Genomic DNA, 12,995 nt, shown 5'->3' on the forward strand with positions numbered 1-12,995 from the left:
GCGCCCGCCGAGGGCCCGAGCCGCTGGGCCCTGCGCCGCCGGCTGCCCTGCTGATCCCCGTCCGGGTACCCTGTGCGCCCCCACGTAGCCGCGGGCTTCAGCCCGGGCCTGTTCGGTTGGTCAAGGGGCGCACCCGTGAAGGGTGCGGCTACATCGCCGCAACGCCGGATGGAAGGCGATCGAGAGGGGGTGGCTGCCTATCTGTTCGTGTGAATCCCTTCGACGGCATGATCCGGGTAAAACGATGTCCCTCCGCGCAAATATCAGATTTTTCTACGTACCCGACAGGTAAGGGGAACGGTGGCCCGCAGATGCCGGCGCCGCCGGTGAAGGATGAACGTACGGCTGAGGCGCTGAACCCGGCAGTCCGGCCGGTGCAGGGCTATTGGCCCCGAAAGGATGTTCCGATGTTCCGTGATTGGTGGGCAATCTGGACACGAACGACCATGCATSMCCCCCCCCCGCATGATCCTTTTGAACGGCTGACGCACCTCGTGGCGGCCTATCACGCGACGGAACTGCGGCCTCCGCAGCCCGGCGACCCCGCCGACGTCCGCGCGTACCTGGCGACGCTCAACCGCCACCTCTTCGATCCGGCCTGGACGCTCCGCCGGATCGAGCAGAGTGCGGGACTCTGCGACCACAACGTCGAGCTACGCTTCGCCCGGCACGTCGGGCAGTCCGCCGGGGCATACCGGCGCCGCCACCGGATGGAACTGGCAAAACGCTTGCTCCGGGATGAGGGGTTACAGAGCGTGCCGGTCGTTCACATCGCCCTGGCCGTGGGCTACACGCGGCACGACACGTTCACACGGGCCTTCCGGCGCTACACGGGCACGACGCCGGATCGATACCGGAAGACGACTTGAAGACAAAATGCAAAGCGCAATGTAAACAATGAGCTTAGATTTATTTTGTTCACGCAAGTATGCCGAAATTATGAAACAGAATCTCTTCCTTATTCTATTTCTGATCTTTTTTGGGGCGTGTGACACCAGTGCTCCCCAACGGGAGGGGTTTCTAGCCGAGCCGGGGCCGATTCTGTTCATCTCCGACGAGAGCGGTACGAGCCAGCTCTACAGCATGCAGCCCGACGGCTCCGACGTGCGCCAGCTCACCGACGACCCAGACTTTCCCATTGGCCGTGCTGTCTGGTCGCCGGAGGGGTCGAAGATCGTACTCGAAGGCCCGCAGGAAGCGCTGCACTATGGCCCGGCCCTCTACGTAGTGAACGCTGACGGGACAGGGCGTTACCGGCTGACGCGTACCGTAACGCCGGAGCACCTGGCCAACGGAGAGCGTCCGGTCTGGTCGCCGGACGGTCGCCGCATCGCCTTCCGGCGCATCATGATTCCGGAGGCGCTGGGCATCCTGGACATCTACGTGGTGGACGTAGGCGGTGCCAACGAGCAGCGTGTGACTGACACACCGAACATCCTCGAATACATCGGTGCCTGGATGCCGGAGGGCTATCTGCTAGGAGACATCTTCGACTATTCTTACCGAGACTCACTGGGACGAGCGGCTGAGAACGGAAGACTGGTGGCGCTTGACCTTGATGGTACCTACCAGTGGACTTGGGGGCAGAAAGGAGAAGTGGTTAAAGGAGCTATCCTTTCTCCAGACGGCAGCAAGATCGCTTTCAATGTACGGATACAGCTAGAGACGGACTTTGGAAATGGCGTGGTGGCTCGGGACGTACAAGAGGAGGTTCACGTGATGGATGTGGACGGTGCGAACCGGCGACAACTGACCCACAGTGAACACAAGTACCTATGGCCGGTGGCTTGGTCACCTGACGGCACAAGCCTTCTGGTACAGGCCGGCACGCCTCCCGGTCAGGGGTCCGAACGCATCCTGATCGTGCCGCTCGATGGTAGCGGGCCGGTCGACATCACGCCGTGCCAGGGCACTTTCCACTTCTGTTACCCTACCAGTTGGAAAAGGAGGTAATCCCCATGCGTTAACCCCCGACGAAGAAGCCCTTGCGGCTTCACCTTTCCAGAACGAGCTCCCGGCAAAGAGCCATCATTTCCGGAACCGCTTGGCCTGCAAGGGCTTGCTTCACCTGATAAGCACAGGCACAGGCCGAGTTCCGGGTTCCTCAACCTTCAAACCAAGAGGTTCCCATGAAACTGCAAAGCCTGTTCCCACTTGGTTTCGGGGGGCACGCCCGTAATATCTTGACTCTGCTCCTAGTCCTGCCGATTGTACTCGCCGGGTCGAGCTTTGCTCAGGATCAACCTGTGACAGTGACAATGAAAGATAATCGAGGTCTATCGCACCGCGTGGAGTTGCACCCTCAGACCGGTTCTGCCCGCTGGATCTACGACCCCGCCATAAACCTTGTCGACCTAGTGCTGTGTCAAGTTATAATTGACGGGTATAGCCGCTTCAACTTCACCCGCGCATCCGCCGTCGTAAACTGCCAGTCCACCCCCCGCTGCTTCGCGTTGCGCGCCTGGTACCAGGCGGCGATCTCGCCCTCTAACTGCGATGCATTGCCGATGCGGCGACAGAGACCCTGACGAACCAGCACCGAAAGCTCGATCTCGGCCATGTTCAACCACGAGCCATGCACCGGCGTCGAGACCATCTCCAACTTGCGCACGATGCGCCGGGCGCGCTCGGCTTCGAAGACCTCGTAGAGCGCCGAGACGGTGTGCGCGGAGAGGTTGTCCTGAACCAGCGTGATTGACTCGGCGTCTGGATAGCGGCGCGTACGCGCCGTGAGGTCTTCGACGAGGTGGGCCACCACACGAGCCCAGGTCAAACGGTCCTGACGCTCCTTGACGAGCACCTTCCGGAAGCCGCCCAGCGGCTCGCAGAGCATATAGAGCGTGCGCGTCCCTTCGCGTTTATACTCGTAATCCACGTGCCGCACCCCGTCGGCACGCGTGAAGGGCTGTCGCACCTCGCTGATGAGTTGCTTGCGCGCTTCGTCGAGGCACACAACCGGTCGGAGCGGGTCGTAGGGCCGGGCGTAGACATCGAGCACTTGCTCCATCTGGCAGACGAAGGCGGCATCGGCCTGAGGAATTACCCACGACTTAACGCGCCAGGGCTTGAGTTCGTTTTTTTAAGCAACTGCCGCACGCTCTCATGCGAGATCGATTCGACGTAACCGAGTTCGATCATACGGTCAGCCAGAAGGCGGAGCGACCACCGGGCAAAGCCTTCCGGCGGCTCTGAACAGCGCAGGGCCACCAGATGAGCCTCGACCTGCCCGTCGAAGATCTTCTCTTTAACCGGTTCGCGTTTTTTGCCGTAGAGAGCCACTTGGAAGCCTTCTTCGACGAAGCGCCGGCGTAAGCGCTCGACGGTTCGGACACTGACGTTGTAGCTTTCGGCGATGCGTTCATCGGTCCAGGCCGGTGCGCCCTGGCTCTGGTCTGCTTTGAGCAGCATGAAGGCTCGTTTGACCGGCGGGACACCTTTTGAACGCCGCTCAATGAGGTCATCGAGGTACTGGCGTTCGTTGTCATTGAGCGTGACGCAGTATTTTTTGGCCATGGCAGGAAGTGGCTTCAGGAGTGAGCGATTGTTGAAGCTACCATCCTGCCCGACAGATGATCCTTGACACGGCACTAGGTTTACAGGCCAGTATGCTCTCAGAGAGCACCCAGCCCCTCCTCCTGGAAAAGCTCCTTGAGGTCTTCGGCGATATCCTTAAACTCACCCCGGATCAGGCCAGGCTCCGCAAGGCCGATACCGACGGCGCGTCGTGGTTCGTTGCCTTCGACCAGGTCATCGACGGCATCCCGGTCGTCGGCACCGAAATCGGCTACACGATCGATCCCAAGGGCAATGTCGTGGCGCTGGGTGCGACCGTCTACCTGGATCTTGACGTAGCGACGACGCCTGCGCTTTCGAAAGAGGCGGCACTGGCGATGGCGCGCGCGGCCTTCGCTCTGGAGCCCCTCCGGGTCAAAGACGAGGGTACGCTCATGATACTCCCGATTCAGGAAGATCAGGGCGCGTCGATTCACCTGGCCTGGCGCGTCCGGCTCTTCTTGCTCACCCCATTGAAGGGCGTCACCTACTTCATTGATGCCCGGGATGGAACGGTCTTGCGGGACTGGAGCAACCTGCGGCATGCCCATTGGCCGGAATTCGGCGGCACCGTAGTTACCGTCGCGCCGCCGACTGATTTCACGTCGCGTAGCGCCGCCGCGTCTGCAGCGCCACTCGGGGGAAGTCTCTCGGGCACGGTCACCGGCTCGTACTATCCGGAACTTGTCTCCGACCCGCCGGTGACGACAGGATTCAAGACGACGGAGATAGAGGTTTATGATCTCATCGGCCGGCGGGTATTTCTGGGTAGTACCAGCGCCAGTGGCTCCTGGTCTACTCCCTACCTGGCCAGCGGCTACTATACGATCCGCCTCCCGCTGCAGAACGAGTGGGTTGAGTTGCACGACGCCAACGACAACGCCATCGAGCACACAGCCACGATCTGGGTGGGAGGTAACACCACGTACAACTACAACTGGACGGCGGATGATGCCCCCAACGTGCGCTACCATGCCAGCACCATGCATGATTTCTTCAAGGCATCACCCTTCAACTACAGTGGTATGGACTACCAAATGAACGCTTACATAGATCAAGTAGATGATTTGGGTAATCCTCTCAATGGAGCGGCCAACGGGACCGAGATTTTCTTTGGTACACAATCGGGGATCGATTGGGCACGTTCAAGCGACGTGGTAAACCATAAGTACGCACACAACACCATCTACAGCGTCTACGGAAACGATTTCATTGCCACGGTTGACTGCAGGGTCTATATACATCAGAGCTGCGCGATGGATGAGGGGTTATCGGACTACTTCGCCGGTGCCAAGAACAACGACGCCCTCATCGGCGAGGATGTGGGTGTGAATCGGAACCTCGACAATAACAGTTACAAATGGACCCAAGCTAACGGGAACCACTGGAACGGCCAGGTCATTGGTGGGGCGATGTGGGATGTTCGCCAAGTCGTCGGCTCGACCATCGGCGACGACCTCGCCTTCAAGGCACTCCAGATAACCCCACATGCATACGACTTCGATGCCTTTCGCACGAACGTTATTACGGCGGACAACACCTACTATGGCGGGATACATGTATGTGCCATCCAGAATGCGTTTTCTGCACACGGCGTCGGCACGGCCTGTCCCCCTCTTTCCGCCTCGATCAGCGGTCCTTCCTCTGTGATTTCCTATGAATTCAATACTTGGACCGCCGTTATCTCCGGTGGTCAGACACCTTATACATACTCGTGGGAGTTCATGCCCCAGTGTCCTGGTAGCGGGGCAGCCCCACAATGTGACGCATGGAATTACGGAGGAAATGCCAGCACGTTTACATATCGATCGACCGATGGATATAACTTCACGATCAAGCTCACGGTGACCGACGCGGTAGGTACACAGAAAACAACAACAAAGTACGTGACCGTCACGGGTGTTCCGAAGACTGGAATCCATTTGATCAATGAGGGGGCAGCTCTGCCCGAGTCCTATGCCCTGGAGGCAGCCTATCCGAACCCTTTCAGTACGACAACGGAACTCCGCTTTGCAATGCCGGAGGCCGGTCCTGTAACGCTAGTAATTTACGACGTAACGGGACGCGAGGTAATCCGGCTGGTGGATGGAATGCTTGCAGCGGGATATCACCGGGTGCGTTTTAACGCCGGTAGGCTGCCCAGTGGCGTGTACCTCTATCGGCTCATAGCGGGGACCTATACGAAAACGCGGCGCATGATCTTTATATAGCGCTACGCAGTAACATGGTCCGCAACAATTGTGGTTGCTTCAAGTTATTAGTAGCTCGTCTCCGCTCCGCTTGCTCCAGTGCTCATGAAAGCCCTCTCCCCTGATCTCAGAGAACGTATCGTGAAGGCCTACCTCAACGGGGAAGGCTCACAAAAACACATCGCCCAGCGCTTTTCCGTCTCTCAACGCACCGTCAGACGTCTGGTCAAACTCTACCGAAGCACCGGTTCGCTCTTACCCCGTACGCGCTTCAATGGCCGTAGCCCCATCCTCGGCCCACAAGACCGACAATGGCTGCTGCAACTGTTCAAGGAAAACCCGGATCTGACGCAGGAGCAACTGGCCCATCGCCTCACCGAAGCCGGACGTCCGGTCAGCCAACAGACCGTCAGCCGGGCCCTTAAGCGCCTGGGGATCACACGAAAAAAAAGACCTTGAGACCTTCCCAACAAGATCGTCCAGCGGTTCAAGCCGAGCGCATGGCTTTCAGGCAGCGTCTGTCCGAGATCGCCCCTGAGCGGATCAAGGTGGTCGATGAGAGCCGGGTGGAGGTGGGCATGCGGCTCCCCTACGGCTACAGTGTTCGCGGTGCGCGCTGCCATGAGCGCGCGCCGCTGCGCAGTCCGATTCGGCGTAGCTTGATCGGCTGGATGGGATTCGATGGGTCGGGGGTCGTGGCCACGCACGCAGGCACGGTGCGTGGGTGGACCTTTCGCGGGTTTGTGCGCCGGCACCTGGTCCCGTATCTGAGGCAGGGAGACGTCGTCATCTGGGACAATGCCACGATTCATGGTGTCGAGGGGATCAAGGACCTGAYCGAGGCGGCCGGGGCGGAGGTATTGCCGCTGCCGCGTTATAGTCCGGATCTGAGCCCGATCGAGTTGGCCTGGAACAAAATCAAGCATGTGGTCAAACGCGCGCGTGCAGAGACGGCGCAGGCGTTGGAGGCGTCCGTGGAGCAGGGGGTGGCCGCGGTTAGGCCCTCCGATGCCGTGGGGTGGTTCAAACACTGTGGTTATTTGGGTCAAAGTCCCTGAGTAGCGCTATAAAGTAGGGCACGTCGTTGCTCCGCTTAACGAAGCCGAGTCTGTGTTTCATGAAAGGGTCGCCCCCAACGAGGCGGCCCTTTCTTCATGCATAAATGTAGACGAGTCGAAGCAAAATGGGATCTTTTTCTAGCATGCTATGAGAAGTATTACACATACCATACATGCCTGCTGCCCGCGACACCTCCACCGCCCGTCAGAACCACGTCTCCACGCGGCGCAGGCCCTGCCGTTCAAGCCATTCCGTCACGGCGCGGACGGCCTCGCGGGCGCCGCGCGTGGTCAGCGGCTCGCCAAAGCGCTGCAGCGCCACCGCCACGCCGCGCTCCGGACGCGCAGGCGTCCGATGCGGCCAGGCCTTCACCAGCATCTCCTGCCGCAGGTCCTCCTCCTCCGAGAGCACGAGGAAAAGGAGGGCGTCGCCGGCCGGGTCGCGGTAGGCTTCGAGCAGGACCACGACGCCGCCGGGGAAGCGGTGCACCTCTTTCGTCAGCGGGGGGACGGCGCGCAGGTCGCCTTCAAGCAGGGCGTGTTGCATCTCGCAGAGTTCCAGGGTGGGTTCGTACGGGTCGGGGGCCTCGGCGGTCTTGGTGAAGACGGCGTGGTAGATGGGGCGGCGCTCCGCCTGCCACTTCAGCGCGTACTTCGTCTGAAGGGTGGCCGGCGGCGGCGGCCCCTCGGCCACGTCGAACAGGCCGGTGGTGCGGGCCTCGTCGCAGGCGAAGGCGAAGTACTCGGCGTGGTCGGTGGTCAGCAGCAGCGCCCCGCCGTCTTCGAGGCGCGTCGAGAGCAGGCGGAAGAAGCCGGCCTGCAGGAGGCGGTTCTTGTGATGCCGCTTCCGGGGCCAGGGGTCGGGGAAGTTGACGTAGACGCGGTGCAGCCCGTGCCGGGGGATGACGTTGCGGACGAGGAAGCGGCCGTGCCCCTTGTAGAGCCGGGCCGTACGCACGCCCTCGCGACGCAGGCGCTTGAAGGCCCGCGTCACCGAGCCGAGCGAGACCTCGGCGCCGAGCAGGTTCCAGTCCGGGTGCGCCCGCCCCAGGTGCACCAGGAAACGCCCGTCGCCGAAGCCGACCTCCAGCACCAGCGGCCCCGGCCGGCCGAAGAGGCGCTCGGGCGGAGTGGGGAACGTCAGCGAAGACGGGGTGATCAGCATGGGGGATTTTTGTATATCGTAGTGCGTAGTTCGTATTGCGTATTGTGTCTTTACCTTTACGCACCACGCACTACGCACCACGCACTACGCACCACGCACTACGCACCACGCACTACGCACCACGCACCACGCACTACGCACTTCATCTCACACGTCCTCCTCTTCGCCGGCCTTGCGGGCGCCGAGTTCGCGGTCGAGCATGAACAGGCCGGGGCCGTCGCCTTCGACCAGCTGCAGGCTGTCCAGGATCTCCTGCGCCACTTCTTCTTCCTCGACCTGCTCGTCGATGAACCAGTGCAGGAGCGTCTGGAGCGGGTAGTCGTGCTCCTTGCGGGCCAGTTCGTAGAGCTCGTGGATGCGGCCGGTGATGTAGCGCTCGTGTTCGAGCACCTGTTCGAAGGCTTCGCGGGCCGTCTCGAAGGTGACCTCCGGCTTCGCCAGGGCCTTCAGCTCGGGCGTGCCGCCGCGCCGGATCAGGAAGTCGAAAAACTTGAGGGCGTGCTGCGTCTCCTCCTGCCATTGCACGCGCATCCAGTGGGCGAACCCGCGCAGGTTCAGCGCCTCGAACCGCGCGGACATGGCCAGGTAGAGGTAGGCCGACTCGAACTCGGCCCTGATCTGCTCGTTGACGGCTTCCTGCACCTTCGGTTTTAGTGTCATGTCGGTTATCCGGTGGGTTGGTACCAGTTTCGGCTCGCCGCTGGAACGCCCGCCCGGCCCGGATGTTTTCGCCTCGCTGTGGGGAAGCGGCCGGCGAACCAAAGCCCGTTCCACCGGTAGAATGCATCCGGCCGCCCGCCGGCGTGCCTCTCCCGATCGTTCCAACGTCAAGCTCCGGACCGCCTTTCGAGTGAACGGCTACGACCTTTGTCCTTAAAGGCACGAAACGTACGAGACAGGTCCGATGACCCAGCCCTTATCGCGTATTCTGTGGGCCGACGACGAGATCGATCTGCTGCGCCCGCACATCCTCTTTCTGGAATCGAAAGGGTATGACGTCACCAGCGTCACCAACGGCACCGACGCCGTGGAGAAGGTGAAGGCGGGGCGCTACGACGTGGTGTTGCTCGACGAGCAGATGCCCGGCATGGGCGGGCTCGAGACGCTCTCCCGCATCAAGGACCTGGCGCCCGAGGTGCCCGTGGTGATGGTCACCAAGAGCGAGGAGGAGCACCTGATGGAGGAGGCCCTCGGCGGCCAGATCAGCGACTACCTGACCAAGCCCGTCAACCCCAGCCAGGTGCTGCTGACCTGCAAGCGGCTGCTCGAGCGCGCCCGTCTCCGCAGCGAACGTGCCTCGCAGGCCTACCTGCAGGCCTTCGGCGAGATCACGCGGATGCTCATGAACCCGCTCTCGCACGCGGAGTGGGTGGAGTTGTACCTGAAGCTCGTCCGCTACGACCTCGAACTCGAAGGCGACGAGAACGTCCGGCAGGTGCTCGACGACCAGTTCCGCGAGGCCAACCGGGCCTTCGGCCGCTACATCGAGGAGGTCTATGCCGGGTGGATCGCCCGCTGTGACGAAGCGCCGGACGAGCACCGGCCCGTCCTCTCACACGAGGTCGTTCCCCGCTTCGTCTTTCCCGCGCTGGACGAGAAGCGCCCCGTCCTCTTCTTCGTCATCGACTGCATGCGGTACGACCAGTGGCTCGAGTTCGAGAAGCTGCTCTACCCGCTCTTCGAGATCGAGAAGGACTTCCACTATTCGATCCTGCCGACGGCCACCCCCTACGCGCGCAACGCCGTCTTCAGCGGCTTGCTGCCCCGCGACATCGCCCGGCGCTATCCGAAGATCTGGGAAGGCGGCGAGGACGACGAGCACAGCCGCAACCGCTACGAGGAACCCTTCCTCCGCGACCTGCTCGAACGCAAGCGCCGGAAGCACGTGCGCCTGCGCTACGAGAAGCTCATCGGCAGCCAGGACGGGCGCGAGTTCGCCGCCCGCGTGAGCGAGTACCCGCAGAACGACCTGAGCGCCATCGTCGTCAACTTCGTCGATATCCTGGCGCACAGCCGCTCCGACTCGGACGTGCTCAAGGAGATCGCCCCGGACGAGCGGGCCTACCGGGCGCTGACCCGCACCTGGTTCGAGCATTCGTGGCTCTACCAGGCCTTCCAGGAGCTGGCCGGCATCGACTGCACCCTCGTCGTCACCACCGACCACGGGGCCATCCGCAGCCTGCACGCCACCAAGGTCATCGGCGACCGCGAAACCTCGACGGCCCTCCGCTACAAGTACGGCCGCAACCTGAAGTGCGACGAGCGCCACGCCATCTTCGTGCGCGACCCGCGCGACTTCGGCTTGCCGGCCCCCGGTATCAACACGAACTACATCATCGCCAAGGAGGACTACTACTTCGTCTATCCGACCAACTACCACCATTACCTCAACCTCTACCGCGACACCATGCAGCACGGCGGGGCCTCGATGCAGGAGATGATCCTGCCGGTCGTCACGATGCGCCCGAAGCGCTGACCGCCATGCCGACGTCCTCCACCGACATCCTCGCCGCGTTGCTGCCTGCCGAAACCGCATCGCCGCAGGAGACGCAGGCGCTCGGCCTGCGCCTCGGCGCCGTGCTCGGCCCCGGCGACGTGGTGGCCCTCTACGGCGATCTGGGAACGGGTAAAACCTGCCTGGTCAAAGGCATCGCCGCGGCGCACGACGTTCCGCCCGAGACGGTCGGCAGCCCCACCTTCACGCTGGCCAACGTCTATCCGGGACGCGACGGCCCGCTCTATCACCTCGACGCTTATCGCCTCCGTCACCTCGACGAACTCTTCGAGCTGGGCATCGACGAATACCTCTACGGCGACGGGCTCTGCCTCGTGGAGTGGCCCCAGCGCCTGGAGCCCCTTTTGCCCGAGCACACCCTCCGCCTTCACCTCACCCACCTCGGCCGTGACCGGCGACGGATCGCCTGGAACGACCGCTGAGGAGACGGGCGGACAAGGCCGGCTTCCCTGCCCCCACCCAACACACCCCGTTCAACGTGCATCCCGCGACGTTCCCGTGACGATTGCCGAAGCACACGCCTACCTGCTGGCGTTGCCGCAGTTTGCCGGGCGGGCCGATGCCGCCTACAAGCCCGGCCTGGAGCGCATCGCCGCGCTTCTGGAGGCGATGGGGCGCCCGCACGAGGCCTACCCGAGCGTACACGTGGCCGGCACCAACGGCAAGGGCTCGACCGCCTCGATGATTGCCGCCGTCGCCACAGCGGCCGGCCGCCGGACGGGCCTGCATACCTCGCCACACCTGTTCCGCCTCAACGAGCGCATGCGCCTCGACGGCGTGCCGGTGCCGGACGCCTGGCTGACCGGCGCCGTTGCCCGCTACCGCACGGTGTTCGAGGCCGTCGGGCCGAGCTTCTTCGAAGCCACCGTCGCCCTCAGCCTGCTCTATTTCGCCGAAGCCGGGGCGGAGCTGGCCGTCGTCGAGGTGGGGCTCGGCGGCCGCCTCGACGCCACGAACATCCTGCGCCCGCGCCTGGCCGTCATCACCCCCATCGGGCTGGACCATACGGCCATTCTGGGGGCAACGCTGCCGGCGATCGCGCGGGAGAAGGCCGGCATCATCAAGCCCGGCGTGCCCGTCGTCTCCGGGGTCACGCAGCCGGAGGTGCTCGCCGTGCTCCGGGACGTGGCGGACCGGCAGGGCGCGCCGCTGCACCACGTGCCGGACGAGGTCGCCTGCACCACCCCGGTGCTCGGGCTCGACGGCGTGACGTTCGACGCCCGCACGCCGGTGCGCTTCTACGAGCGGCTGCACGTGGGACTGGCGGGGGCGCACCAGCGGCACAACGCCGCCGTCGCCCTGCGTGCGGCCGAGCTGTTGCTCGCCGAGGTCCGCGAAGACCCCGCACCCGTCTACACCGGCCTGCGCGAGGTACGGCGGCACGCGGGCCTGCGCGGCCGGCTCGAGGTGTTGCAGGAGGCCCCGCGCATCGTCGCCGACGTGGCCCACAATGCCGACGGGTTGGCGGTTGCGCTGGCCTTCCTGCAGGCCACCCGCCCGCCCGGCGGGCGCCTCTTTGCCCTGTTCGGGGTGATGCGCGACAAGGACGTCCCCCCGATGGCCGACGCCTTCGCCGCGCACGACGTGCTGGTCTATCCGGTCTCATCCGGCGGGGCGCGGGCCCTGCCGGCCCGCGAGCTGCGGGCCTTGCTGCGCGCGCGGGGCGTGCGGGTGGCCCTGCCGGAAGCTCCGGACACCGTGCCGGCCGGGCTGGCCTGGTTCCGGCGCCGGGCGACCGAACGGGACGCCCTGCTGGTCACCGGCTCCCATCAGACCGTGACCGGCTTGCCGGAGGCGCTGTGGTGCTCCCGGCAGGCACCCGCCTGAGGCACCTTTTTTAAAATTCCGTCGAACGGGAGAACGAAGCTGGTTTTGCCGTGTATATACCCTATCTTTGTCAGGCAAGCAATTCGTGCTGGCAGGTCTGCGATGGCCCGCTCCTCCGCAGGGCATCCGTCCCCCACGACCTGACGAACAGCCCGCCCTCCACCCCGGATACACCGGTATCCTTCGGTTGACCCCCGGCGTTTTTTCGCGTGCATCGTCCGCGACGTCCCCTCTGCTCATGCAGTACGGTCCGGTTCGAACCTGCATGCCTTCCTCCCTGCCCACCCACCACGTCTCTCGTTCCACCCTTTCCTCTTCGATTTTATGAAGATCTCCGATCTGCAAGAGAAAAAGCTTTCCGAGCTCCGCGAGATCGCGAAAGCGATGCATCTGAGCGGCTATTCTCAGATGCGCAAGCAGGACCTGATTTACCTGATCCTCGAAGCCCGGGCCGAAGCCGCGGCCGGCAAGAACGGCGGGCCGCGCCGGGGCCGTGAGCGTGCGGAGGCGACCGTCGAAGAGCCGCGTCCCGAACGGCCGTCGGAGCCCGCCCGCCGCGAAGCCTCCCCGCGCCCGGCCGAGTCGGGTGCCGGGCGGGAGCGTCCCCCGCGTCCGGAGGCCCGTTCCGACCGGGCCCCGGCCGAAGAGACGGTAGCCGCGCCCCCCGAGCGGGCCGAGCCGCGCCCCGT

The 12,995-nt window shown here is 63.6% G+C and carries 12 protein-coding genes; 9 read left to right on the forward strand and 3 right to left on the reverse strand.

Going from position 1 to position 12,995, the window contains the following annotated elements; translation table 11 throughout:
* Positions 1-446: 446 nt before the first annotated feature.
* Together GQ464_RS10290 and GQ464_RS10295 are read left to right on the forward strand one after the other, a co-directional pair.
* Positions 447-869 (forward strand): helix-turn-helix transcriptional regulator, encoded by a 423-nt coding sequence (locus GQ464_RS10290; protein WP_228350184.1) that lies wholly within the window; start codon positions 447-449, stop codon positions 867-869.
* 70 nt (positions 870-939) lie between these two features.
* A complete protein-coding gene (locus tag GQ464_RS10295) occupies positions 940-1,953 on the forward strand; it encodes a TolB-like translocation protein (RefSeq protein ID WP_166981913.1) in 1,014 nt (337 codons plus the stop codon).
* A gap of 412 nt (positions 1,954-2,365) precedes the next feature.
* Here GQ464_RS10295 and GQ464_RS10300 read toward each other — a convergent pair.
* Positions 2,366-3,513 (reverse strand): IS630 family transposase gene (locus GQ464_RS10300; RefSeq protein ID WP_228350185.1). Its coding sequence is split into 2 segments (ribosomal slippage): positions 2,366-3,081 and positions 3,081-3,513, totalling 1,149 coding nucleotides; the frame shifts between segments, so codons are not numbered across the junction.
* Between the two features lie 56 nt (positions 3,514-3,569).
* Between GQ464_RS10300 and GQ464_RS10305 the strand changes: the two genes are divergently transcribed.
* The 3 genes from GQ464_RS10305 to GQ464_RS10315 all read left to right on the forward strand — a co-directional run bounded on the left by GQ464_RS10305 (position 3,570) and on the right by GQ464_RS10315 (position 6,799).
* On the forward strand, positions 3,570-5,762 hold the full coding sequence (locus GQ464_RS10305; RefSeq protein WP_166981919.1) for a T9SS type A sorting domain-containing protein: 2,193 nt from the start codon (positions 3,570-3,572) through the stop codon (positions 5,760-5,762).
* Between the two features lie 84 nt (positions 5,763-5,846).
* Complete coding sequence (locus GQ464_RS10310) at positions 5,847-6,200, forward strand: helix-turn-helix domain-containing protein (protein WP_166982032.1); 354 nt, start codon at positions 5,847-5,849, stop codon at positions 6,198-6,200.
* A gap of 41 nt (positions 6,201-6,241) precedes the next feature.
* The gene (locus tag GQ464_RS10315) at positions 6,242-6,799 is read left to right on the forward strand and encodes a transposase (protein ID WP_228350186.1); all 558 of its coding nucleotides are present in this window, start codon (positions 6,242-6,244) and stop codon (positions 6,797-6,799) included.
* A 205-nt stretch (positions 6,800-7,004) separates the two neighbouring features.
* On the opposite strand, the gene trmB is transcribed toward GQ464_RS10315, so the two are convergent.
* Positions 7,005-7,964 carry a tRNA (guanosine(46)-N7)-methyltransferase TrmB gene (trmB, locus tag GQ464_RS10320; protein ID WP_166981669.1) on the reverse strand — a complete coding sequence of 320 codons (960 nt, stop codon included), beginning with the start codon at positions 7,962-7,964 and terminating at the stop codon, positions 7,005-7,007.
* Positions 7,965-8,111: 147 nt separating this feature from the next.
* Positions 8,112-8,624, reverse strand: a complete 513-nt coding sequence (locus tag GQ464_RS10325; RefSeq protein ID WP_166981672.1) for a ferritin — start codon at positions 8,622-8,624, stop codon at positions 8,112-8,114.
* 244 nt (positions 8,625-8,868) lie between these two features.
* Between GQ464_RS10325 and porX the strand changes: the two genes are divergently transcribed.
* The 4 genes from porX to GQ464_RS10345 form a co-directional block, all read left to right on the forward strand.
* Positions 8,869-10,440: a T9SS response regulator signal transducer PorX gene (gene porX, locus GQ464_RS10330; RefSeq protein WP_166981675.1), complete on the forward strand. Its 1,572-nt coding sequence runs from the start codon at positions 8,869-8,871 to the stop codon at positions 10,438-10,440.
* A gap of 5 nt (positions 10,441-10,445) precedes the next feature.
* Complete coding sequence (tsaE, locus tag GQ464_RS10335) at positions 10,446-10,901, forward strand: tRNA (adenosine(37)-N6)-threonylcarbamoyltransferase complex ATPase subunit type 1 TsaE (protein WP_228350187.1); 456 nt, start codon at positions 10,446-10,448, stop codon at positions 10,899-10,901.
* A 76-nt stretch (positions 10,902-10,977) separates the two neighbouring features.
* The gene (locus GQ464_RS10340; protein ID WP_228350188.1) at positions 10,978-12,306 is read left to right on the forward strand and encodes a bifunctional folylpolyglutamate synthase/dihydrofolate synthase; all 1,329 of its coding nucleotides are present in this window, start codon (positions 10,978-10,980) and stop codon (positions 12,304-12,306) included.
* A gap of 324 nt (positions 12,307-12,630) precedes the next feature.
* Positions 12,631-12,995, forward strand: a 365-nt coding sequence (locus tag GQ464_RS10345) for a Rho termination factor N-terminal domain-containing protein (RefSeq protein WP_228350189.1), incomplete at its 3' end; no start/stop codon positions are given.

Source organism: Rhodocaloribacter litoris (assembly GCF_011682235.2).
In the GTDB taxonomy this organism is placed as follows: Bacteria; Bacteroidota; Rhodothermia; order Rhodothermales; family ISCAR-4553; genus Rhodocaloribacter; species Rhodocaloribacter litoris.